The organism is Salsuginibacillus halophilus (assembly GCF_003014715.1).
Taxonomy (GTDB): Bacteria; Bacillota; Bacilli; order Bacillales; family Marinococcaceae; genus Salsuginibacillus; species Salsuginibacillus halophilus.
Genome location: NZ_PYAV01000017.1, coordinates 13,049 through 37,065 on the forward strand (window position 1 = coordinate 13,049; position 24,017 = coordinate 37,065).

Annotated in this window: 26 protein-coding genes and 1 tRNA gene; all 27 read left to right on the plus strand. The window is 48.2% G+C overall.

Annotation, left to right across the window (positions count from 1 at the left end):
* The first annotated feature begins 15 nt into the window (after positions 1–15).
* Positions 16–792: a TatD family hydrolase gene (locus B0H94_RS13675; protein ID WP_106589826.1), complete on the plus strand. Its 777-nt coding sequence runs from the start codon at positions 16–18 to the stop codon at positions 790–792.
* A gap of 96 nt (positions 793–888) precedes the next feature.
* Positions 889–1,461: a ribonuclease M5 gene (gene rnmV, locus B0H94_RS13680; protein ID WP_106589862.1), complete on the plus strand. Its 573-nt coding sequence runs from the start codon at positions 889–891 to the stop codon at positions 1,459–1,461.
* Complete coding sequence (rsmA, locus tag B0H94_RS13685; RefSeq protein WP_106589827.1) at positions 1,458–2,330, plus strand: 16S rRNA (adenine(1518)-N(6)/adenine(1519)-N(6))-dimethyltransferase RsmA; 873 nt, start codon at positions 1,458–1,460, stop codon at positions 2,328–2,330. The genes rnmV and rsmA overlap by 4 nt, the downstream gene beginning before the upstream one ends.
* A gap of 17 nt (positions 2,331–2,347) precedes the next feature.
* Positions 2,348–2,518, plus strand: a complete 171-nt coding sequence (locus B0H94_RS15285; RefSeq protein ID WP_181315421.1) for a hypothetical protein — start codon at positions 2,348–2,350, stop codon at positions 2,516–2,518.
* Between the two features lie 69 nt (positions 2,519–2,587).
* Positions 2,588–3,475, plus strand: a complete 888-nt coding sequence (gene yabG / locus B0H94_RS13690) for a sporulation peptidase YabG (RefSeq protein WP_106589828.1) — start codon at positions 2,588–2,590, stop codon at positions 3,473–3,475.
* A 189-nt stretch (positions 3,476–3,664) separates the two neighbouring features.
* Positions 3,665–3,922, plus strand: a complete 258-nt coding sequence (gene veg, locus B0H94_RS13695) for a biofilm formation stimulator Veg (protein ID WP_106589829.1) — start codon at positions 3,665–3,667, stop codon at positions 3,920–3,922.
* Positions 3,923–4,066: 144 nt separating this feature from the next.
* Entirely contained in the window at positions 4,067–4,915 is an 849-nt protein-coding gene (gene ispE / locus B0H94_RS13700) for a 4-(cytidine 5'-diphospho)-2-C-methyl-D-erythritol kinase (protein ID WP_106589830.1), read from the plus strand.
* Positions 4,916–4,995: 80 nt separating this feature from the next.
* Entirely contained in the window at positions 4,996–5,838 is an 843-nt protein-coding gene (gene purR, locus B0H94_RS13705; RefSeq protein WP_106589831.1) for a pur operon repressor, read from the plus strand.
* The gene (locus tag B0H94_RS13710) at positions 5,835–6,212 is read left to right on the plus strand and encodes a RidA family protein (RefSeq protein WP_106589832.1); all 378 of its coding nucleotides are present in this window, start codon (positions 5,835–5,837) and stop codon (positions 6,210–6,212) included. Before purR ends, B0H94_RS13710 begins: the two co-directional genes overlap by 4 nt.
* Positions 6,213–6,442: 230 nt before the next feature.
* Positions 6,443–6,736 carry a septation regulator SpoVG gene (gene spoVG / locus B0H94_RS13715; RefSeq protein ID WP_106589833.1) on the plus strand — a complete coding sequence of 98 codons (294 nt, stop codon included), beginning with the start codon at positions 6,443–6,445 and terminating at the stop codon, positions 6,734–6,736.
* A 133-nt stretch (positions 6,737–6,869) separates the two neighbouring features.
* The gene (gene glmU, locus B0H94_RS13720; protein WP_106589834.1) at positions 6,870–8,228 is read left to right on the plus strand and encodes a bifunctional UDP-N-acetylglucosamine diphosphorylase/glucosamine-1-phosphate N-acetyltransferase GlmU; all 1,359 of its coding nucleotides are present in this window, start codon (positions 6,870–6,872) and stop codon (positions 8,226–8,228) included.
* 39 nt (positions 8,229–8,267) lie between these two features.
* Positions 8,268–9,218, plus strand: coding sequence for a ribose-phosphate diphosphokinase (locus B0H94_RS13725; protein WP_106589835.1), 951 nt, complete (start codon positions 8,268–8,270; stop codon positions 9,216–9,218).
* 166 nt (positions 9,219–9,384) lie between these two features.
* Complete coding sequence (locus B0H94_RS13730) at positions 9,385–10,035, plus strand: 50S ribosomal protein L25/general stress protein Ctc (protein ID WP_106589836.1); 651 nt, start codon at positions 9,385–9,387, stop codon at positions 10,033–10,035.
* A 152-nt stretch (positions 10,036–10,187) separates the two neighbouring features.
* Positions 10,188–10,757 carry an aminoacyl-tRNA hydrolase gene (gene pth / locus B0H94_RS13735; protein ID WP_146139957.1) on the plus strand — a complete coding sequence of 190 codons (570 nt, stop codon included), beginning with the start codon at positions 10,188–10,190 and terminating at the stop codon, positions 10,755–10,757.
* 47 nt (positions 10,758–10,804) lie between these two features.
* Positions 10,805–11,035 (plus strand): anti-sigma-F factor Fin, encoded by a 231-nt coding sequence (locus tag B0H94_RS13740; RefSeq protein WP_181315422.1) that lies wholly within the window; start codon positions 10,805–10,807, stop codon positions 11,033–11,035.
* Positions 11,036–11,385: 350 nt separating this feature from the next.
* Positions 11,386–14,913 (plus strand): transcription-repair coupling factor, encoded by a 3,528-nt coding sequence (gene mfd, locus B0H94_RS13745; protein ID WP_427909958.1) that lies wholly within the window; start codon positions 11,386–11,388, stop codon positions 14,911–14,913.
* 129 nt (positions 14,914–15,042) lie between these two features.
* Complete coding sequence (spoVT, locus tag B0H94_RS13750) at positions 15,043–15,582, plus strand: stage V sporulation protein T (protein ID WP_106589839.1); 540 nt, start codon at positions 15,043–15,045, stop codon at positions 15,580–15,582.
* 164 nt (positions 15,583–15,746) lie between these two features.
* Positions 15,747–17,234, plus strand: coding sequence for a bifunctional methyltransferase/pyrophosphohydrolase YabN (gene yabN, locus B0H94_RS13755; protein WP_245894060.1), 1,488 nt, complete (start codon positions 15,747–15,749; stop codon positions 17,232–17,234).
* Between the two features lie 2 nt (positions 17,235–17,236).
* Positions 17,237–17,506: an RNA-binding S4 domain-containing protein gene (locus B0H94_RS13760; RefSeq protein WP_106589840.1), complete on the plus strand. Its 270-nt coding sequence runs from the start codon at positions 17,237–17,239 to the stop codon at positions 17,504–17,506.
* Positions 17,507–17,577: 71 nt separating this feature from the next.
* Positions 17,578–17,859, plus strand: a complete 282-nt coding sequence (gene yabP, locus B0H94_RS13765; protein WP_106589841.1) for a sporulation protein YabP — start codon at positions 17,578–17,580, stop codon at positions 17,857–17,859.
* Positions 17,856–18,443: a spore cortex biosynthesis protein YabQ gene (yabQ, locus tag B0H94_RS13770; RefSeq protein ID WP_106589842.1), complete on the plus strand. Its 588-nt coding sequence runs from the start codon at positions 17,856–17,858 to the stop codon at positions 18,441–18,443. Before yabP ends, yabQ begins: the two co-directional genes overlap by 4 nt.
* 3 nt (positions 18,444–18,446) lie before the next feature.
* Positions 18,447–18,839 (plus strand): FtsB family cell division protein, encoded by a 393-nt coding sequence (locus B0H94_RS13775; protein ID WP_106589843.1) that lies wholly within the window; start codon positions 18,447–18,449, stop codon positions 18,837–18,839.
* An 82-nt stretch (positions 18,840–18,921) separates the two neighbouring features.
* Positions 18,922–19,329 carry a S1 domain-containing RNA-binding protein gene (locus tag B0H94_RS13780; RefSeq protein WP_106589844.1) on the plus strand — a complete coding sequence of 136 codons (408 nt, stop codon included), beginning with the start codon at positions 18,922–18,924 and terminating at the stop codon, positions 19,327–19,329.
* Between the two features lie 146 nt (positions 19,330–19,475).
* Positions 19,476–19,552: transfer RNA gene (locus B0H94_RS13785), tRNA-Met, on the plus strand.
* A gap of 270 nt (positions 19,553–19,822) precedes the next feature.
* Positions 19,823–22,276, plus strand: a complete 2,454-nt coding sequence (gene spoIIE, locus B0H94_RS13790; protein ID WP_106589845.1) for a stage II sporulation protein E — start codon at positions 19,823–19,825, stop codon at positions 22,274–22,276.
* Positions 22,277–22,343: 67 nt separating this feature from the next.
* A complete protein-coding gene (locus B0H94_RS13795) occupies positions 22,344–23,081 on the plus strand; it encodes a VWA domain-containing protein (RefSeq protein WP_106589846.1) in 738 nt (245 codons plus the stop codon).
* Positions 23,053–24,000 (plus strand): protein kinase domain-containing protein, encoded by a 948-nt coding sequence (locus B0H94_RS13800; protein WP_245894061.1) that lies wholly within the window; start codon positions 23,053–23,055, stop codon positions 23,998–24,000. Before B0H94_RS13795 ends, B0H94_RS13800 begins: the two co-directional genes overlap by 29 nt.
* Positions 24,001–24,017 lie beyond the last annotated feature (17 nt).

The following is a 24,017-nucleotide window of genomic DNA, read 5'->3' on the forward strand; positions in this document are numbered from 1 at the left end:
AAAGGGCGGCTCGCGATGCTTTTTGATACGCACGTACATTTAAACATTGACGCATTTGATGATGACCGGGAAGAGACCATCGCCCGTGCCCGCGAGGCCGGCGTGAAGCAGATGGTCGTTGTCGGGTTTGATCACGAAACGATCCCAAAAGCGATTGAACTTGCCGAAGCGTATGATGATATTTATGCGGCGGTCGGCTGGCACCCTGTAGATGCAGTGGACTTCACAGAAAAAGAGCTCGAGTGGCTGCGCGAACTGGCCGGCCATCCGCAAGTTGTAGCGATCGGTGAAATGGGGCTTGATTATTACTGGGATAAGTCACCAAAAAACGTGCAAAAAGCGGTGTTTAAGCAGCAGATTGAACTTGCGAAGGAAGTCAACCTCCCGATTATTGTGCATGACCGGGATGCGCATGAAGATATTGCTGATATTTTGGAGGAGACCAATGCCGAAGAAGCAGGCGGCATTATGCACTGTTTCGGTGGCGATGAAACGATTGCGCGCCGCTGTTTGGACCTTGGTTTTTACATTTCCTTTGGCGGCCCGTTAACGTTTAAAAATGCGAAGCTGCCAAAGCAGGTGGCTGACATTGTACCGCTTGAACGGCTTCTCATCGAAACAGACTGTCCGTTTCTTGCGCCGCATCCAAACCGCGGCAAACGCAATGAGCCGGCGTACGTTGCGCTCGTTGCAGAAAAGTTAGCTGAAATTAAAGACGTAAGCACTGAAGAAGTGGCTCGCATCACGACAAACAATGCTAACCAATTGTTTCATATTCATACGCAGGATTAATGTGTGAAAACGGCTGGACGGAGAGTGCTCCGCCGGCCGTTTTTGTAAGGTAGACTCATTTGAAGGAAGGCGGAGTGTAACGTGAATGAAGCAGACATGCGCCCGAAAATTCAAGAATGCATCGTCGTGGAAGGGAAAGACGATACGATTGCAGTACAACGGGCTCTAATTGCCGATACAATTGAAACGCGTGGATCAGCAGTACCTGAGGAGGTGCTGCAGCAGATTGAGCTCGCATTTGAACGACGCGGCGTCATCATTTTCACTGATCCGGATGCGCCCGGCGAACGCATTCGACGCATTGTAAGTGATGAGATCCCCGGCTGCAAGCATGCATTTCTGCCGCGCCGCGAAGCCATTCGCGCCCGGGATCTCGGGGTGGAAAACGCAAGCCCAGAAGCGATTCGCGAAGCGTTTCGCCAAGTGCACACAGAACAGCTTGAGGAAGAACTTGACGAAGCGCCGGTTGAAGCAGGCGAACTCATAGCGCACGGTCTCCTGGCTGGTCCGGATGCCAAAGACCGCCGCGAAGCGTTAGGCGAAGTGCTCGGCATCGGTTACGCGAACGGAAAACAGCTGCAGAAAAGGCTGCGCATGTTCCGGATTTCGCGCGAGGAATTTGAAAAAGCGATGGCACAAGTGAATGCAGAATGGGGTGAAGGCGAATGAAGGATGTAGCGACACCGGCGCGGACGAATGAAATCTTAGCCAAGCACGGGCTAACGTTTAAAAAAAGCCTCGGGCAGAATTTTTTAATTGATACAAACATTTTAAGAAAGATTGTCGCTGCAGCAGAGCTTGGCCCTGACGCTGGGGCAATTGAAATTGGCCCTGGCATCGGGGCGTTAACGGAACAGCTGGCTAAGGAGACAAAAAAAGTTGTTGCCTACGAAATTGATCAGCGGCTCATTCCGGTGCTTGCAGAAACGATGGCGCCGTATCCACACGTCGAAGTCATCAACGAAGATATTTTAGCAGCAGATGTTGCCGGGGGGATCAAAACGCATTTTAAAGACTGTGATGAGGTGGCTGTCGTTGGCAACCTGCCCTACTACGTCACTACGCCAATACTTATGCAGCTCCTTGAAGCGCGCCTGCCGATTAAGTGTATCGTTGCTATGATGCAAAAAGAAGTTGCTGAGCGCATGGCCGCAAAGCCGGGTACGAAGGCGTACGGTTCGTTAAGTATTGCCGCGCAGTTTTATGCAGACGCTGAAGAAGTTCTCACTGTACCAAAGACGGTGTTTATGCCGCAGCCGAATGTTGATTCTTCGGTCGTTCGTCTCAAACTTCGTGAGGCGCCGCCGGTGGATGTGATTGATGAAATGTGGTTTTTCCAAGTGGTGCGTACCTCGTTTACTCAGCGGCGCAAGACGCTGCAGAACAACCTCGTAGGTTCTCTTGTCACAAAAGAGCAGAAGCCTGCCTTTCGCGAAGCGTGCGAAGCAGCGGGTATTGATCCTTCGCGGCGCGGAGAAAGTTTATCGATGGAAGACTTCGCCCGTCTTTCTAACGAGTTATATGACCTTAAAATGTAAGAAAGTGAGGTGAGCGCATGAGGTTGACGATTCCTCTTCTTGTCGGTGTCGTACTAGGCTTTGTTATATTTGGTCCGATCGGATCCATATTTGGGGTTATACTTGCTTACATCATTTTTCGGTTAGAAGAGATGAATGATCATTTACGGCGCATCCGCGAAACTGTTGAAGAGAAAGAACAGCAATGATGTGCTTCGGTTAGACGCACAACCCGGGCTCGGCCGGCATATAGTGCCGTGAGGAAGGGGGCGTCCCGCTTGTCTGTAGAAGCCGGTGATTTAGTCGTCAGAAAATCATATGGACGCGACATTATGTTCCGCGTTACCGCAATTCGCGGCGGGGAGGCAGAACTCCTCGGTGAAGAGCTGCGGCTTGCGGCCGATGCGCCGCTTGAAGATTTAGAAAAGGTTGAAGAAGGAGAGCGCAGAAAAAGGAAAAAAGCAGCCCGGCAGAAAGAGGAAGACTGTTACCGGCTGTTTCGCCAGGAAGCTCGTAAAATCCGGGCGCAGAGCGAATACGAAGCCACTTCAGGGTATCAGTCCGAGTCGGATTTTTTTGAGCTCCCCGGCCGGGTGCTGCACATCGATGGTGATGCAAATTACTTGGAGCGTTGTGAGCGCGTATACGAGCGGGCTGGGATCCCGGTATATGGGGTGCATACAGCTGAAGAAAAAATGGCAGACGAAATGCCATCGCTTTTGGAGATGGTCCGTCCGAGTATTGTTGTCATCACTGGGCATGATGCGTATTGGCCGGCTAAAGGAGAGACGAATGACTTGAAAGCGTACCGCAACTCAAAAAACTTCGGCCGCGCCGTGCGCGCAGCGCGCAACGTCGTTCCGCAAATGGATGAGTTAATTATTTTTGCTGGTGCTTGTCAGTCGTATTTCGAACATTTGTTAAAGGCAGGAGCCAACTTTGCAAGTGCGCCTGAGCGTATTAATATTCATGCCCTTGATCCTGTTTATATCGCTGCCCGGATAAGCTTCACCCCTTTTATGGAGCGGGTGAAGCTGCATGAACTTTTGCGCAATACCCCAAGTGGTGAAGGAGGTCTCGGCGGAATTGATACAAAAGGGGTGCTCCGCCGGGGGCTGCCGGCAGCAAAAGCTGTCGGCCCGAACTACCGCCTGCACTTAAAATAAAAGGCTTTCTCGCAAAAGCGTCCTGTACAGCCTGAATCAGGCAGTTACAGGGCGCTCTTCTCGTTCTGCAGGATAGTATGTACAAATTTTTTAATTGACACATTGTTTACTTCATTGATAAAATATAAATTTTATTTGACTTTATATAATGGGCGTGGTAAACTTATATCATGTGAGGTGGTGGGTAGTATGGGAAAAACACTACATGATATTAAGCGTTCACTTGATGAAAATGTAGGTAAGCGAATTACATTGACAACCAACGGCGGTCGCCGCAAAGTGGTGGAGCGCTCGGGCATGTTAACAGAAACGTATCCGTCAGTTTTTGTCGTTCAGTTGGACCGGGACAAGCATTCGATTGAACGGGTCTCTTACAGCTACACTGATGTGCTAACAAAGACGGTGCAGCTTGCATTGTGCGATGAATCGGATAGTGTCCACGCCTAGATAAGTATCCATGCGAACAGCTTCGGTCCGTCCTGCGCGGCCGGGGCTGTTTTTTTATACTGAGCGGCTCCCTGGACTATACATACCGTGGATTTTTAGCTAAAATGGAAAAATGAATTTACGTAAGGATAAGGGGAATGACGTGTGAAGTGTTCGCTGCGGGCGCCAGCCAAAATTAATTTATCATTGGACGTTTTACATAAACGCCCGGACAACTTTCATGAAGTGGCAATGGTTATGACCCAGGTTGACCTTGCCGACCGGGTGGAATTGACGCGGAGTGAGTCTTCACAAATCCGCCTCAGTGTATCAGCCGGCTTATTGCCGGAAGACCATCGTAACCTCGCCATTCAAGCAGCCCGCCTGCTGCAGAAGCGATACGATGTAACAGCCGGTGCTTCAATTTTTATTGATAAAAAAATACCGGTAGCCGCAGGGCTTGCCGGCGGAAGTAGTGACGCCGCTGCTGTTTTAAAAGGGTTGAACGAGCTTTGGGAATTAAACATTCCGCTTGAGAAGTTGGCCGCGCTCGGTTCGGAAATCGGTTCAGACGTCTCATTTTGTGTGCACGGCGGTACAGCACTTGCTACCGGCCGTGGAGAAGTCATAGAGCCGATCGCAGCTCCGCCTGCTGCCTGGGTCGTATTAGCGAAGCCGCCTGTCGGTTTATCAACTGGTGACATTTACAAGCAGATGAAGCCAAACCCGGAAAAAGAGCCCGTGTCAAACAAGATGGTAGAAGCAATTGAAAGTGGCGATTACAAGGCAATGTGCCGCTTGTTAAGCAATGACTTAGAATCTGTGACGCTTGCGTCCTACCCAGAGGTGCGTCAAATTAAAGACCGAATGATTGAGTCCGGTGTGGATGCTGCACTGATGAGCGGCAGTGGTCCGACAGTGTTTGGTTTAGTTGAAAAAGAGTCACGTGTCCATCGGGTTTACAATGCCTTGCGTGGATTTTGTGAGGATGTTCATGCCGTCCGGCTTCTATAACAGGAACGAACAGGAACGGTTGAAGGAATCCGTATAAAAATGGTATATTCCATTTAAACATTCGGATTTCGGAGGTCATTATGAAAAAATTGAAGCGCAGCGGCCGGCTGGTGGACATGACCAACTTTATGCTTGAACATCCGCATCAGCTCGTGTCGTTAAAATATTTTTCAGAACGGTATCAATCGGCAAAGTCATCGATTAGCGAGGATTTAACGATTGTGAAAGAAATATTTGAAGAAGAAGGCATTGGTGAGCTGCTAACAGTGCCCGGGGCAAGCGGTGGTGTGAAATACATTCCGACCGTTGATGCATCTGCAGCAGAAGCATTTGTTCATGAGTTATGCACCCAGCTTCAGGATGAAAGCCGGATCTTGCCAGGCGGCTACTTATATATGATGGATATACTTGGCCGCCCGAGCACGATGAATCAAATCGGTCGCCTCTTTGCCGCCCTATTTAAAGACCGGGATGTAGATGCGATTATGACAGTGGCTACAAAGGGGATTCCGCTCGCTCATGCAATCGGTACATACCTTGATGTACCGGTGAGTATCGTCCGCCGCGATCACCGGGTCACTGAAGGTTCTGTCGTCAGCATCAATTATGTTTCTGGTTCGTCAAAACGTATGCAGACGATGTCGCTTGCCCGCCGCAGTCTCGAAGAAGGCGCTAACGTCTTGATTGTCGACGACTTTATGAAAGCAGGAGGCACAGCAAAAGGGATGGTGGACCTGTTGTCAGAGTTCCGTGCAGAAGTTGCAGGGATCGCCACGTTAGTTGAAGCCGCTGATGTGAGTGAGCGGCTTGTTGAAGATTATGTTTCAATTGCACGCTTATCAGAAGTGAACGAAAAAGACCGGCGCATCACCGTTGAGCCGGGCAATTACGTAAACCAACTGAAAGAGGTGTTAGGAGAATGAGAACGATTTATACAAGCGAAGCGCCTGAAGCGATTGGTCCATACGTTCAAGGTGTCGTTGTAAACAACATGTTTTACAGCTCTGGTCAAATCCCGCTCACAAAGGACATGGAGCTTGCAGGAGAGAGCGTTGAGGAACAGACGCACCAAGTCATGCAGAACGTTAAAGCCATCTTAGCTGAAGCCGGTTCTTCACTTGAGCAGGTTGTTAAAACGATGGTGTTTATTAAAGATATGAATGATTTTCCTGTCATTAATGAAATTTACGGCGAATATTTCAGCGAACATCAGCCGGCACGTTCCTGCGTAGAAGTGGCCCGCCTGCCAAAAGATGTATTAATTGAAGTTGAAGTTATCGCGCTTGTGAAAGAATAATATGACCGTTTCTGCAAAGGGCTGTCTGTCATCAGGCGGTCCTCTCTATGTAAGAAGAAGTGCATGATGGCATCTTATGTGCAAATTGAATGTTGTATGCTGCTGTTGATGTCCACCTGACTCCACTTCTCTTCTACTGGTGATAAAAATTTTTATATTTTAGCAGGAGAATTTTATCCGCCGTTGAATTAAGTAACTAAGAGAAGATTTTGGGAAAAGGTGGTGACATAATGGAAGTTACAGACGTTCGACTCCGCAGGGTGCAGACAGAAGGACGCATGCGGGCGATTGCTTCCATCACAGTAGATTCAGAGTTTGTTATTCACGATATTCGCGTGATTGACGGCAATAACGGGCTGTTCGTCGCAATGCCGAGCAAGCGTACACCGGACGGGGAGTTTCGTGATATTGCCCATCCGATTTCTTCGCATACCCGCGAAAAAATTCAGACAGCAGTTCTTGGTGAGTATGAACGCCAAGGTGAAAGTGAAAACTTGGAGTATGAAGAAGCAGGTGCTTCTTAAAGCGCAGTAAAAGAGTCAACGGCCGGATCGGTGCGTTGGCTTTTTTCATGTCTTGAAAGAAGGATCTTTCCTTGAAAAGGGTGCGCATTTAGGATATATTCGTAATGGACATTTTAGTCGTTGGAGGCTGGGTATGAATAACCGTTACGCGGTGGTGTTAGCTGCCGGCCAAGGAAAAAGAATGAAGTCGGACTTGTACAAGGTGCTTCACCCTGTTGCAGGCAAGCCGATGGTCGAACATGTTGTCGATCAAGTGCAGCTTGCAGGATTTGACGATATCGTTACTGTTGTCGGTCACGGGGCAGAAGCGGTTCAAAAACAATTAGAAGACCGGGTCACGTATGCATTGCAGGCAGAGCAGCTCGGCACTGGTCATGCGGTGCAGCAGGCTGCTGAAACGCTGGAAGGAAAGCACGGCGTGACGCTTGTCTTGTGTGGAGATACGCCGCTGATTTCGGCGGAAACGATGTCTTCACTTGTTGAGCATCACACGAATACAGAAGCAAAAGTTACTGTACTTACTGCACATGCAGATCAGCCGGATGGATACGGCCGTGTTGTACGTGATGTGGACACGGGGCATGTGAACCGGATTGTTGAACACAAAGATGCGTCGGAACAGGAGCGGGCACTTACAGAAATTAATACAGGCACGTACTGCTTTGACAATGAAAAACTGTTTGAAGCCCTGCAGCGTGTGACAAATGACAACGTTCAAGGTGAATACTACCTGCCGGATGTCATTGAAATTTTAAAAGGCGAAGGCGAAATTGTCACTGCTTGGCAGACGCCTGATTTCTCCGAGACCATTGGTGTGAACGACCGGGTGGCACTCTCTGCCGCTGAGCAGGCGATGAAGCGGCGCATCAATCATCACTGGATGAAAGAAGGCGTTACGATCATCGATCCGGAGAATACGTACATTTCAGCTGATGCAGCGCTGCACCCTGATACAACATTATATCCGGGAACGTTCATCAGCGGTGAAGTGACAATTGAAGGCGAGTGTGTGATCGGGCCGAATAGTGAGATTGCTGATAGTTTTATCGGAAAAGGCACAACGGTCCAGCAGTCGGTCGTTAAAAACAGCCGTCTCGGTGCGGAGGTAAGTGTCGGACCGTTTGCCCACATTCGTCCGGAAACAACGATTGGTGACCAAGCCAAAGTCGGCAATTTTGTTGAGTTAAAAAAATCAACACTTGGGGCGAACAGTAAAGCTTCGCATTTAAGCTACCTCGGGGATGCAGAGGTTGGTGAAGGCGTCAATTTAGGCTGTGGTTCAATTACAGTAAATTACGACGGTAGTGAAAAGTATGTTACGACGATTGAAGACGGCGCGTTTATTGGCTGCAACGTAAATATGATTGCACCGGTAACGGTGGGAGAGAAAGCTTATGTTGCTGCAGGTTCAACCGTGACAGACGATGTGCCGGGCGAAGCGTTATCGATTGCCCGCTGCCGGCAGACAAACAAAGAAAACTACGTCAAGTAAACTAAAGAGCTCAATATAATTTACGGAGGGAAATTGCTCATGGCAACATACAATGATCCATATTTGAAAATATTCACCTTGAACTCCAATCCGGAGCTGGCGCAGGAAGTAACCGACCATGTTGGGGTTGAGATGGGTAAAAGCTCAGTGAAGCGTTTCAGTGATGGGGAAATTCAGGTCAACATTGAAGAAAGCATCCGTGGATGTGATGTATTTCTCGTACAATCGACCTCCGAACCAGCTAATGAGCATTTGATGGAGCTCTTAATCATGGTGGATGCTTGTAAACGTGCATCGGCAAAAACCATTAACATTGTTATGCCTTACTACGGTTATGCCCGCCAAGATCGTAAAGCCCGATCCCGCGAGCCGATCACCGCAAAGCTTGTGGCGAACCTGCTCGAAACCGCAGGGGCGACCCGGATTTTAACTGCTGATCTGCACGCGACCCAGATTCAAGGCTTTTTCGATATTCCTGTGGACCAGTTGCAGGGCACACCGATCCTCTCTGATTACTTTAAAGATAAAGGGCTTGAAGATATTGTCGTTGTTTCCCCGGACCACGGCGGGGTGATCCGGGCGCGCAGCATGGCTGATCGTCTCGGTGCGCCAATTGCAATTATTGATAAGCGCCGTCCGCAGCCGAACCAGGCAGAAGTGATGAACATTGTTGGCAATATTGAAGGTAAAACAGCGATCATTATTGACGATATCATCGATACAGCAGGTACGATGAGTCTTGCTGCAGATGCGCTTGTAGAGCAGGGTGCAAAAGATGTGTATGCCTGCTGTACACACCCGGTGCTTTCCGGTCCTGCCATTGAGCGCATTGATAACTCGATGATTAAAGAACTCGTCGTTTTAAACACCCTTAAGCTTCCGGAAGAAAAGCAGGTTGAAAAGCTGACACAGTTGTCGGTTGGACCACTGATTGCTGAAGCGATTATTCGTGTTCATGAACACACATCCGTCAGCACGCTGTTTGACTAAGGCGAAGCGAACATAGCCGCAGTGCGTTGTCGCTGCGGCTGTTACCGGAACAAATAGAAAAATCCCCCTTAATTCTTGCATTGTTCCTTGAAAAGTGGTAGAATTTCGATTTAAGTGGGGAATTACGGGCAAAACCCAGTTACAAATCATATAATGAGGTGAAAATATGGCTCAAGCAACACCACTCGAGGCAAATTTCCGCAATAGCGAAGACCGCGCGGAAAAGAAACGCCTTCGTCGCGAAGGCTTTGTACCAGGCGTACTTTACGGTAAGACAACAGAAAGCAAAGCAGTATCTGTACCAAACGTTGCTTTCATTAAAACGATGCGTGAAGCAGGTCGTAACGGAATCGTAGAACTTAACTTTGACAATGGTGCGAAGCACAAAGTCATCGTTAACGATGTACAAACTGATTCCTTGAAGGACACTTACGAGCACATTGACTTTTTCGAAGTGGACTTGACGCAGGATATGGACGCAGACGTTACGGTGAACCTCGTCGGCGAAGCTCCTGGAGAGAAAGAAGGCGGCGTTGTATCCCACTTGCAGTTTACGTTGTCCGTACGCGCACTGCCTGAAGAAATCCCAGAGCAGATCGAAGTTGACATTTCTGAGCTTAACATCGGCGACTCAATCTTTGTTAGCGACTTGAAGTCGGACAAGACGTTCGAATTCAACGCTGATCCGGAAGAAGCAGTCGTAACTGTTGTTCCTGCTGATGTACCAGTTGAAGAAGAACTGGATACAGATGCAGCTGCTGAACCTGAGCTTGTTGGTGACGACAGCGCAGAAGAAACGACAGAAGACAACGAATAATTTTGCTTTTAAAAAGGTATAGCCCCCTTAGGGGTTATACCTTTTTTCACCATAGGCTCGGTTAAATGAAGGAGTTGAGGGCGATGATTCAATGGCTGAAGCGCAAGTTTTCAAGCGCCCCGGAAACAGTGTCGGATGAAGGGGTGACAAAGGTGAAGATTATTGCAGGGCTTGGAAATCCAGGACCAAAATACGAAAGAACACGTCATAACGTCGGTTTTGACGCTGTGGATGTACTGGCCGACCGGTTAAAAGTAAACTTAAAAGAAGATAAGAAGTCGAAAGCCTGGATTGCTGAATATCGTAACGGAACAGAAAAAATTGTTTTAATGCAGCCGACAACAATGATGAATCTTTCCGGAGAAGCAGTACGCCCGATGATGGACTACTACAATGTAGCAGCAGAAGACGTTTTAATTATGTATGATGACCTTGACTTAACCCCCGGTCGGATCCGTCTTCGTCAAAGTGGCGGCCACGGCGGTCATAACGGAATGAAATCATTGATTAAACATATGAACACACAAAAGTTCAACCGGATCCGCATCGGGGTCGGCCGCCCGGCGAACGGCGAAGCAGTGACGAGCCATGTGCTGGGGACGTTTGCCCCAAAAGAGCGCGTACTAGTTGATGAAGCGGTGCAAGAAGCCGCCGCTGCCTGTGAAGCGTGGCTTGAAAACTCATTTCCAGAAGTTATGAACCTTTATAATAAAAAAGGCTGAAACGGGTGATACTACACATAAATCTGTTGTAGTAAAGGAGCCGGATGATGAGTATTCATTACTACTGCCGCCATTGTAAAAGCCGTGTAGGAGCATTAGAAGGCCGCGAACATACAGCAGCGGATCTTGGCTTGTCCAGCTTAAATGCACAAGAGATGAATGAAGCGGTGCATGAAGGTTCCGATGGGCGTCTTCACATCCAAACGATTTGCAGCCACTGCTATGAAGCACAGCGGCAAAACCCTGCCCTGCACGAATTGGATTACTGGGTCCATTAAGTTGTCCAATGAAGAGAAGAGGGGTTGTGAACCCGGTACTTTGATGCCGGGCTCACAGATTGTCCCAGAGATCTAGCATCATAAAACCATGTGTGATGGGACCGAAGAAAATGGTGGTCTGCCGGGAGAATCACCTGCCGAAATACGAAGTCTACCATCGTTGTTGCTTTTAAAGCTTCAATGTGTAGAAGATACATGATTGTTTGTTGAAAAGTGGATATTTGCCGCATTCCTTCGTTAGAAAACCTAACAGGAGAAACAATTCGGAGGCTTTGGTTTCAGCAGCCAAGGCGTTTTTCTATTGTTTGATAGAAGGAATGTGACGGTGAGCGGGGAGGAGGACTAACGAAGTGAAAGGGATACAGGAACGCTTGATGGAAAATGGAGATCTCCGGCAGGTGCAGACCCGCTTGGAGGAAGGGGAGCAGGGACAGCTGATTACCGGCTTAAGCGGCTCGGCCAAAACGTTGTTTGTCGCTGATATGACTGAAACCGAACAACGGCCGAGTGTGCTCGTGGCGCACAACTTATATCAAGCGCAGAAATGGTATGAAGATTTGGTTGATGTATACGGAGATCGGGTGCTGCTTTATCCGGTCAATGAACTTATTTCCTCGGAAATCGCGGTGGCAAGTCCGGAGATGCGGAGCCAGCGCATTGACGTGTTGAACCGCCTCGTCTACGGAGAGGCGGATATTATTATTGTACCAGTGGCTGGTTTGCGCCGTTTGCTTCCACCAAAAGAGCTTTGGCAGGCGTGCCAGTTTGAGTGGCATGTAGGTGATCAGCTCGATCTTGAGAATCTACTTGTTCAGCTCATCGCGCTTGGTTACAGCCGGACGGATATGGTCACAGCACCAGGTGAGGTAAGTGTGCGCGGTGGCATTGTTGATATTTATCCATTAACCGAAGAACACCCGGTCCGGATTGAGTTATTCGATGATGAGATCGACTCGCTCCGTTACTTTCAAGCCGATGATCAGCGTTCGCTCAACGAAATTGATGAAATTCGGTTTGGGCCGGCAGATGAAACGATTTTATTTGCGGAGCACGCCGAGCGCGGCCGTAAAAATTTAGAAACAGCCATTCCAGAAACGCTTCAGCATATGAAAGATGATGAACAAAAACAAAAGGCGAAAGAGCATCTTGAGTACGAACAGACCCAGCTTTCAGAGGGGAGTCGTTTTCAAGGAATTTATAAATATTTAACGTATTTATACGAAGCTCCGGCCACGTTGTTTGACTATTTTTCTGAACATATGATCATGTTTGTTGATGAAATCAGCCGGGTGCAGGAAACGGCAGAACGGCTTGATCATGAAGAGGCGGAGTGGCAGACGACCTTGTTAGAACAAGGAGAAATTCCGCGAGGCATTTCTTTGTCAGTGCCGTATCATGATTTGTTCAGTACACAAAAACTGCAAACGGTTTACTTCTCCTTGTTTCTCCGTACGCTGCAGTCAATTCAGCCAAGCAGTATTGTGAATTTGCAGTGTAAAGCGATGCAGCAGTTTCATGGGCAGATGCCGGTACTGCAAAGTGAAATGGAGCGCTGGATGAAGGGGAGCTTCCGGGTGGTCTTTGTTGCTGCAAGCGAAGAGCGGGCGAAGCGCCTGCAAAATGTGCTTCACGATTACGGCATGGAAGCCCCGTTAGTTGAACGTGGTACGCAGCTTGCCGAAGGCCAGGCCTATATTATGCTCGGTGCACTCAACCAAGGTTTTGAACTCCCTATGAACCGGCTGGCCGTCGTAACTGAAGAAGAGACATTTAAAAAGAAAATGAATCGACAGAAGCGGCGTGCGAAGATGTCGAATGCCGAACGGATCCAAAGTTATTCAGAGTTAAAGGTGGGCGATCTCGTCGTCCACGTGAATCACGGTATCGGCAAATACCTTGGAATTGAAACGCTTGAGGTGAAAGGCGTCTATCAAGACTATCTACAAATCTCATATGCCGGCAATGACAAACTTTACGTGCCGGTCGAGCAGATTGATCAAGTGCAAAAATACATCGGCTCCGAAGAAAAAGATCCAAAGATTTATGCCCTTGGCGGCAGTGACTGGAAGAAAGTTAAGCGCCGGGTAGAATCATCGGTGCAGGATATCGCAGATGATTTGATCAAACTGTACGCTGAGCGCGAAGCAACCCAAGGTTATGCGTTCAGTCCGGATGATGAAGAGCAGAAAGCGTTTGAAGCTTCGTTTCCGTACCAGGAAACAGAAGATCAGTTAAAAGCGATTCAAGAAATTAAAACGGATATGGAAAAAGAACGGCCAATGGACCGGCTCCTTTGTGGTGATGTTGGTTACGGTAAAACCGAAGTTGCGATCCGGGCGGCTTTTAAAGCGATCATGGAAGGTAAGCAGGTAGCGATATTAGTACCGACAACGATCCTTGCCCAGCAGCACTTTGACACCATCAGCGAGCGGTTTGCTGATTATCCGATCAACATCGGGATGTTAAGCCGGTTTCGTACGAAAAAGCAGCAGAATGAAACGCTGCGTTCTTTAAAAACCGGCGGAGTGGACCTTGTGATCGGCACCCACCGGCTGTTGAGCAAAGACGTTCAACACCGTGAGCTTGGCCTGCTCATCGTAGATGAAGAGCAGCGCTTTGGCGTGACGCATAAAGAAAAAATTAAGCAGATGAAAGCAAACATTGATGTTCTTACGCTTACAGCAACACCAATCCCGCGGACGCTGCACATGTCTATGCTTGGCGTGCGGGACTTATCTGTTATTGAGACACCGCCGGAAAACAGGTTTCCGGTGCAGACGTATGTGATGGAGTATAATGGTGCGCTTTTAAAAGAAGCGATCGAACGGGAGTTAAGCCGCGGCGGCCAGGTGTATTTGTTGTACAACCGTGTGCATGACATTTCCAGAATGGCAAGTCAGGTGAGTGCGCTCGTCCCGGATGCGAATGTAACTTACGCTCACGGGCAGATGAACGAGCAGGAGCTCGAAGCAACGATGATCGACTTTCTAGAAGGGCACCAGGATGTTTTAGTAACGACAACAATTATTGAAACAGGTGTCGATATTCCAAATGTGAATACGTTAATCATTTATAATGCAGATAAAATGGGGTTGTCCCAGCTTTATCAAATCCGCGGCCGTGTTGGACGTTCCAACCGGGTCGCATATGCTTATTTCACATACGAGCGGGATAAAGTGCTTACAGAAGTGGCAGAAGAGCGGCTGCAGGCGATTAAAGAATTCACTGAACTCGGGTCAGGCTTTAAAATTGCGATGCGCGACTTATCGATCCGCGGTGCTGGCGACCTGCTAGGGGCAAAACAGCACGGCTATATTGACTCGGTCGGTTTTGACCTTTACTCGCAGATGTTAAAAGAAGCGATTGAAGAGAAGCAGGGAAAAACACCGGCTTCAAAACAGCCTGAAGCTGAAATTGAAATGAACGTTGAAGCTTATATCCCTGAATCCTACATTGCCGACTCCAAACAGAAGATTGAGATGTATAAGCGGGTTAAAGGTCTGCAGACGTTTGAAGACCTTACAGATTTAAAAGACGAGTTGATAGACCGTTTCGGTGAGTACCCTGTTGAAGTGAAACATTTGCTCACGTTTGCTGAAATTCGTTTATTGGCTGAAGCTGAAGGGATTGACTCGATTAAAGAAGAAAAAGATAAAGTTACGGTGCTCTGTTCCGAAGAAGCAAGTGGGGAAATTGACGGCGCCCGGCTCTTCTCCCTTGTCAATGACCTCGGCCGGCAGGTGGCGCTCGGTACAGACGGTTCGAAGATTAAAGTCGTTATTCATGCGAAACAGATGAACAGCGGTACACTGCTTGATGTGCTGCACCGGTTATTAAGCGGTCTTCCGGGAGTGAAAGCAGCGGCTGCGGAAGCATAAGCCTAACGAAGATATGTTTTTACAACCTTGGTGCATACTTCTCTTGAAGCAGCGGATACTAACGGTAGCGAAAATAGTGAAAGCTAAATCACATCAAGAATGACAACAAGAGAAAGTGAGGCCGAAGATATGAAAGCTACCGGGATTGTTCGCCGTATTGATGACTTAGGGCGCGTCGTCATTCCGAAAGAAATCCGGCGTACCTTACGCATTCGTGAAGGAGATCCATTAGAAATTTTCGTCGACCGTGACGGGGAAGTGATTTTAAAAAAGTACTCGCCGATTTCCGAGTTAGGAGATTTTGCCAAAGAGTATGCCGATGCTCTGTATGAAAGCATGCATCAGCCGGTATTGATCGCTGACCGAGATACGTTCATCGCCGTCTCCGGCGGTACGAAAAAGGAGTATAAGCATAAAAGCATCGGTACTTCGATTGAAGATATTATTCAAAACCGTACCACCTCTGTTAAAGCAAAGCGCGGGGAGTATAACCTTGTCAGTGATCATAAAGAGGAAATGGAAGGTTACGGTGCTGCACCAATTATCGCAAACGGTGATGCGATTGGTGCCGTTGTATTAATGGCCAAAGAAGACCCGCTGAACGAAACCCTCGCTGAAAAAATGCTTGAAACTGCAGCTAGTTTCCTGGCGAAACAAATGGAACAATAAGGCCGTCAGCCTGTTACGTTATGACATCGTAGCGGGCTGGCGCTTCTTTTATTTAATTAGACTGTGCTTTATCAACAAAACCTTACATACTCACCAACGCGTTTCATTCAGGTTGTGTGATATAATGGAAATACATATGAACTTGAAATGAAGGAGTATCCATGATGACGAATGAAAACGAGAGCCCCTTGCCGGTCATTACTGTCGCCGGCGCAGGTCCGGGGGAATTAGAACAGATGCCGCTTGGTGTTTACCGGGCTGTGCAGCAGGCAGAGACCGTCATCGCTCGTACGCATAAACATCCGGCGATTCAATCCTTACAGCATGAAGGTTTTAATATCGAAAGCTTTGATCATATTTATGAGTCTTATGATCACTTTGAGCAAGTATATGCCGAAATTGTTGAGGCGCTAGAGCGCCGGGCGGCTGATGGACCGGTATGTTATCTTGTGCCTGGTCACCCGTACGTTGCTGAACAAACGGTGCATATGCTGAAGCTCCGGGCGGACGCCGGTGCGCTTACTGTGATCAGTGCTGGTGGTCAAAGTTTTCTCGACCCGATGTTTACAGCAGCTGGCATCGACCCGAACGATGGTTGTCAGTTGAAAGATGCCACGACATTTTATCAAACCAATTGGTCCCTGACAGAGCACTTAATCTTATCGCAAGTTTATGATAGTTTTATTGCTTCTGACGTAAAGCTGACACTACTGGAACGTCTGCCTTCTTCCCATAAAGTAACTGTCGTAACCGCAGCCGGCACCCGTGAAGAAGTGGTAGAAACTGTACCGCTTGAAGAGCTTGACCGGGCAGTGCAGTTGAGCAATTTAACAGCAGTGTACGTACCGCCGGCAGCGGATGAAACGTTACGTTTTCGTGATTTCTCCAAGCTGCGTGAAGTTATTCAAACGCTGCGCGGCCCTGACGGCTGCCCGTGGGACCAAAAGCAGACACATGCTTCATTAAAACGTTATCTGCTTGAGGAAACATACGAGGTACTCGAAGCGATTGATGAAGAAGATGACGACGCCCTTATCGAAGAGCTTGGTGATATTCTTTTACAAGTCATGCTGCACGCCCAAATTGGGGAAGATGAAGGTTTCTTCGCAGTGGAGGATGTCATCGAAACACTGAATGAAAAAATGATCCGGCGCCACCCGCACGTCTTTGGTAAAGGGGCAGCCGGGGATGCGGATGAAGTAGTCACTGCCTGGGATGCAATTAAAGCTGAAGAAAAAGCAGCGAAAAACGAGGTGTCGGAATCACTGCTTGCAGATGTACCACAAACGCTGCCGGCACTGCTTATGGCTGAAGAACTGCAGAAAAAAGCGGCCCGTGTTGGCTTTGACTGGGGTGAAGCCGGGCCAATCTGGGAAAAGCTTGAAGAAGAGCTGTCGGAATGGAAAGTTGAACTTGAAAGCGGGACGAAGGAACGGGCGTCAAAAGAACTCGGCGATGTGTTGTTTGTCCTCTGCAACCTTGCCCGCTTTTACAAGTTAAATTCGGAGGAGGCGTTAACTTCGACAAATCAGAAATTCACCCGGCGTTTTCAATATATTGAGCAGGCCCTTTATGCATCCGGTAAAGCGCCTGAAGATGCTTCACTTGAAGAAATGGATGGGTTATGGAATGAAGCAAAACAGGAGGGATAAAAATGCGGATCGATAAGTTTTTAAAAGTATCACGATTAATTAAGCGTCGTACGTTAGCGAAAGAAGTAGCTTCACAAGGCAGAATCACGGTTAACGGTAATAAAGCAAAAGCCGGAACTGAATTATCACCAGGGGATGAGGTGACCATTTATTTCGGCACAAAGACATTGAAAATCAAAGTTGAAGAACTGCACGACACGACGAAAAAGGATGCTGCCTCGTCAATGTACACCGTCCTTGAAGAGTCCGGCCCGGCAGAAACCTCATCGTAAGCAAGTTCTAATACCTTGTCCTCTATCATAAGCTAAGAGCATAAGCTTAAAAGTGAAAGGCGGGACAAGGGATGGAACGAGTAGATGATGTGCAGCGTGCGCACGATGTGATATTAAAAGGGCGGCGGTCACTGGATGTTACAGGTGTGGAGGAAGTCGAACATTTTGACAGCCAGGAGTTTTTGCTGCAGACAGTGATGGGGTACTTGTCTGTGCGGGGCCATGATCTTTACATGAAAAACGTGAATGTCGAAGATGGCCTCGTTTCGATTGAAGGAAAAGTGGAAGATCTCGTTTATCTTGATGCCCCGGCAGGGAATAAAAAACCTTGGTTCAAATCGTTGTTTAAATGACGCTTGAAATCCAGTTTCAAACGATGCTGGTGATGGCAGCAGCCGGTGTGATGGTCGGGGCAGGGATTGATATTTACCAACGGCTGACACCGCATGAACGGCGGTTTCGCTGGCACCGGCTCGTTTTGGACATGTTGTTTTGGATAGTACAAGGATTATTTGTATTTTATATCCTGCTTCAAGTAAATGACGGAGAAATGCGGGTTTATGTGATCGGCGCGCTGCTTTTAGGCTGGGTGTTGTATCAAAAGGTGCTGCAATCCACTGTATTGAGGTGGCTGGAGTTTGGCATTCGGCTGTTTAACGGCTGCCTCCGCCTGATTCACAATACCCTTAACTTGCTATTGTGGCGCCCGCTCCAGTTCATATTGCAAGTAATTATCGACTTCGTTATGATAGTAGTAAGAACGGTTGCACGTATTAGTACATGGATCGGTCGTCTGCTGTGGCGTCCTTTCGGTAAAATGTTTAAAAAATTCACGCAAAACCATCCCCGCTTTTACAGCCGGTTGAAAAGACTTGCTGCATTACCGGTTGATGGATGGAGGCGGCTGCAGCATTGGTTGAAACAAGGGAGGGATTAAACGTTGGCTGACCGGCAGAAAAAGTCTCAAGTAACAAAGCTTCATCCTGAACAACAGCAAACATATGAAAACCAGGAAGCGCTGTTAGAAAAGCGTCGGCGTGGGTTGAAACGGCGTTTAACGGTGTTCGGTATTTTGGCAGCGGTGATCCTGGTTAGCCTTGGGGCTATTTTAATTTCACAAATGACGATGCTGCAGGCAAAAGAAACCGAAAAAGAAGAGCTGCAGCAAGAACTACAGCAGCTGAATCAAGAAGAAGCTTCATTAAAGCAGGATATTGAAAACTATAACGATCTCGATTTTATCGCAGAAATTGCGCGCGAAGAATATTATTATACGAAACCGGGGGAAACGATTTACAAAGTACCGCCTCGCACGCAGGATAATAACGATTGACACTTTTTTACCAAGTCACTTATAATATGTTTGACTTTTTCGTAGGTCGTACGTATTAAGAACAAGGAGGAGCATTGCGTTCATGGCCATTGAAGCTGGAAGTAAGCTGGAAGGTAAAGTCACCGGGATTGCAAAGTTTGGGGCATTTGTTGAATTAGAAGGTGGAAAGACCGGACTTGTTCACATTAGTGAAGTTGCTGATCAGTACGTAAATGATGTGAATGACTATTTAAGCGTCGGCGATACGGTGACAGTAAAGGTAATGAAAGTTGAAGACGATGGTAAGATTGCTTTATCGATCCGCAAGGCTGAAGCACCAAAGCAGGAGCAGCAGAAATCGGATCACCGGAAAAAAGGAAAACCTTCCGGCGGTGAGAAGCAGCGGGGTCAGTCTTTTGAAGAGAAAATGAATCAATTCCTTAAAGACAGCGATGAGCGTTTATCAACCCTTCGGAAACAGTCCGAAGGCAAGCGCGGCTCCAAGCGGTAATTACGGTCGTTAAGTGACATAAAAGAGCGCCCGTCCGTTTCGGCGCTCTTTTACTGGGTGCTTCTTTAAAAAAAGTTTGTTCTTGCATTGACATACACATTGACCTTGGATATAATAAAATATGTCGCAAACAGACGACACCATATGGCGGCGTAGCTCAGCTGGCTAGAGCGTACGGTTCATACCCGTAAGGTCGGGAGTTCGACTCTCTCCGCCGCTACCATACATAATGCGAAAGAGTGGTCCGGTTACGGGCTGCTCTTTTTTTGTATTAACACCTATTTAAGCCAAGCCGGTACCGCTCATCTTTTGTCTGATTAATCCTCCCTCCTGCGTTTCATCCCTTCCGGATCCTTTTAATGAATCAACAAAAAATAAAAGGCTCGCAAACCCCGTCGAAGACTTTTTTTATTTCGTTTAGGAATTATGACAAAAATTTCTAAAATTAAGACGTATAATCACCTGTACAAGCTTGAAACAGGTGGTGGCGAATATGTTGCAGAAAGAAGCGGAGAAACAAACAAATGTCGTCCAGGAGGCTGTCCGTCAAGTGTGGCAGCAGGTAGAAGGAATGATGGAAAAGGCTAGAAATGGTGCATCCAAGCTGTGCTGGGAATGGGGGCTGCTCTTGTTTGCAGCCGGGGTACTGCTTGGACGTGCTGCGATCTTAACGGAACTTTATCCATTTGCACTCCCGTTTTTTGCTGTTGTATTTGCACTTAAGCGAGAGCGTACAATCCTTGCAGCTCTTGCCGTCAGTATTGGCGCATATTGGGGCATGGTTACAGAACTACCGTTTCTTTTGTTCAGCATGCTTGCGTTTATTGTGCTTTATACGTGGCTGCGCCGGCTTGGCATGCAGTTAATTGTAGCTTTGCCGGTATCAGTGTTTACAGCTGCAGTCGGATCGCGCCTGGCTGTGTATTATGTATCTTACGGTAACTTCACCTCTTATGATTGGGTGATGACCGGGGTGGAAGCTTCGCTTGCGCTTATGCTAACGATGATCTTTCTCCATAGTCTACCGCTGTTAACGGATCAAAAACAAAGACCTCTTACAAACGAAGAGATTATTTGCTTCATTATTCTGCTTGCCTCAATATTGACTGGAGCCATCGGCTGGGTTATGTACGGACTTGCAGCTGAGCACGTTCTGGCTCGTTACCTTGTTTTATTATTTGCTTTTGCCGGTGGAGCGGCAATCGGTTCAACTGTTGGTGTCGTAACAGGGCTTGTCTTAAGCCTGGCCGCTATGGCGAATTTATATCAAATGAGTCTGCTTGCGTTTGCCGGTCTTCTAGGTGGTTTATTAAAAGACGGGCGTAAAATTGGTGTCAGCTTTGGTCTTTTAGCCGGGACGATGCTAATCGCCTTATACGGAGAAGGGATGTACGCTCCTGAAGTAACCATGATGGAGTCAGCTGCGGCAGTGGCATTATTTTTACTGACCCCTAAAGCCGTGAACGGGTATATATCCCAGTATATTCCGGGGACTGAATCTTATGCGAAATATCAAAAACAGTACGTGGACAGAGTGCGGGGTGTAACAGCCTCGCGGGTGGAGCAGTTTTCCCGGCTGTTTCATACGCTTGCTTCAAGTTTTTCATCATCAATTGTGCAGGAAAATAAAGACGCTGATGATACGGATCGTTTCTTGAGTGAAGTGACTGCGCGGACGTGTCAGTCGTGTTTTCGAAAAGAGACGTGCTGGGTGGATGAATTTGATAAAACGTATGATTGTTTAAGTTCATTAAAGCAAGGGTTAGAAACGAATGGCGAAGTCTCACCGCAGGGACGGGGGCGGCTGCGTAAGTTTTGCTATTATCCTGAGCGGGTGAGCGATGTCTTAACAGAAGAATGGGGAAAGTGGCAGCTTGAATATCGGTTAAACAAGCAGGTGGAAGAAAGCCGCCGCCTCGTTGCTGATCAGCTTAATGGCGTCTCGCAGGTGATGGATGACTTTGCCAAAGAAATTGAACAAGAAAAGGAACACCATTATAAACAGGAAGAAGAAATTGAGCGAACCCTTGCCCATGCCGGGCTGCCTGTACGTGATATGGATATTTACAGCTTAACGCCGCGATGTGTTGATATCGAAATGGAAGTTGGAGCTCAGACAGGCCACGGTGAAGCAGAGAAATTAATTGCGCCTATGCTTTCGGACATTTTACGGGATCATATTATTGTTGAACAGCAAAAGCCACGAGGCATGGATGGCTATCAACGCGTTCGTTTTGGTTCAGCCCGGTCTTATAAAGTTGAAAGTGGCGTTGCTCATGTGGCGAAAGGCGGTGCCTGGGTATCAGGTGACAATCATTCAGCCATGGAGGTCGGCTCCGGCAAGTTTGCGGTTGCAATCAGCGATGGTATGGGCAACGGACGGCGTGCGCATGAGGAGAGCCGGGCGACCCTTGAACTTTTACAAAACATTTTGCAGTCTGGAATGGATGAAAATGTTGCCATTAAGTCAATCAATTCGGTGCTATCGCTGCGTACGACTGAAGAAATGTTTTCGACCCTTGATTTAGCGATGGTCGATTTGCAAACAGCAGAAACGGTATTTGTTAAAGTTGGCTCTATGCCTGCCTATATTAAGCGCGGGGATAAAGTGTTAAAAATTGAAGCAAGCAACCTCCCGATGGGTATGCTTGATGACATGAATGTTGATATGCTGCACCGCAACCTGCAGGACGGCGATGTCATTGTGTTAATGAGTGACGGCCTGCTTGATAACGCTGTGCATATTGAAAACCGTGAAGTATGGATGAAACGGATGATCCGCGATGTTGTTCCGGCAGATCCACAGCATATGGCTGATTTACTGCTCGAAAAAGTTGTGCGGGCAAGTGATGGTAACATTCAAGATGATATGACCGTTGCTGTGGCAGAAGTGAAACGCAACATGCCGGAGTGGCAGCCGATTCCCGTGTTAAAACGCAATGCTTAGACAGAAGGGGTATATCAGCACACAGTATGGTTAAAAATGGTTGATACGAAGAATGGAGGGATCAACCATGAACGCAGGAACACTGCGCCAGGTGCTATTAATTACAGATGGATGCTCCAACCAGGGAGAGGATCCGGCAGCGGTTGCCGCGCTTGCCCGTGAGGAACAGGTGACGGTCAATGTGATCGGTGTTATCGAGCAGGATGCGATCAGCAGTAACGGTGAAAAAGAAATCGAGGCGATTGCAGCTTCTGGTGGTGGCGTAAGTCAAATTGTGTATACAAAGCAGCTCGCCCAAACCGTACAGATGGTGACTCGTCAGGCGATGACGCAAACGCTGCAGGGGGTTGTAAATAAAGAGCTGCAGCAAATTCTTGGTGAGGACACAGCTTGGGAGGATCTCTCGCCAGAGCGGCGCGGAGAGGTCATGGAAGTTGTCGATGAACTTGGTGAACAGGCGGACGTTGAAGTGCTAGTGCTTGTCGATACAAGTGCAAGTATGCGTACAAAGCTCCCACGGGTTGAAGAAGCTTTAACCGATTTATCGGTGAGCCTGCAGTCGCGCAGTGGGCGTCATGAGATTGCTGTGCACATATTTCCGGCAAAACGAAAAGCTGCAGAGCCGTTATTAAACTGGACGTCTGAACTCAATCGGCTGCCGGCGACGTTTCAACGTATGAGCTCCGGCGGTGTGACCCCGACAGGACCGGCATTAAACGAGGCACTTGCAGCGTTTCGCAGCCGGCGTTCGAAGCGCCGGTATCTCGGGCGGGGTGGTGGCGAAGTTGAAGAACGCATCGATTAATCTCACCCCTGGCGATGTCGTCCGCGGGAAGTGGCATCAAGGGGTTTACCGGGTCATGCGACGCCTGGGCGAAGGTGCAACAGGTGTTGTATACCTTGTTGAGAGTGCAGAGGGTCCAGTCGCAATGAAAATTGGCAATGCTGCAGCTTCGATCACATCAGAAGTGAACGTGCTGCAGCACTTCTCAAAGGCGCCGGGAGATCAGCTCGGACCGGCGCTTTATGTATCAGATGATGTCAATATTCAAGGTGAAACGTACGCTTTTTATACGATGGAATATATGGACGGCGCTCCGGTGCTTTCTTTCCTTGAAGCGCGAGGGAGGGAGTGGGCGCCGATTTTTCTCGTACAGCTTTTAGGGGATTTAGACCGGCTGCATCAAGCCGGCTGGGTGTTTGGAGATTTAAAGCCGGATAATTTAATGATTACTGAGCGTCCGCCGCGCATCCGCTGGTTTGATGTCGGGGGTACGACATTGCAGGGACGTGCGGTCAAAGAGTTTACCGAGTTTTATGACCGGGGAACGTGGGGGCTTGGTGACCGAAAAGCTGAACCTGCCTACGATTTGTTTGCTGCAGCCATGGTTTTTATTCATATGATCAATGGTGAGCGGTTTACGCATAGAGACGGCGTCGAACTCCTTGAGCGAAAGATTTTTTCACATCCCAGGCTGCGTGTATATCAGCCGGCGTTAAAACGTGCGCTGCACGGAAAATACCGCGATGCCCAAATGATGCGCAAAGATATGATGGCGCTGTATGCAAAAGCAACATCAAAGGAGGCACCGTCTCGCAAAACAACGACCCATACACCGCGCAAACAGCGTCGTAAGAAAGGAGGGAAGTTGGTGGATGCAGCGCTCGGCGGCTCTTTTCTCCTGCTCGCATCTGTTCTATACTGGATTGGACAAGTAATGTAACAGCGGCCCTGGGGGGT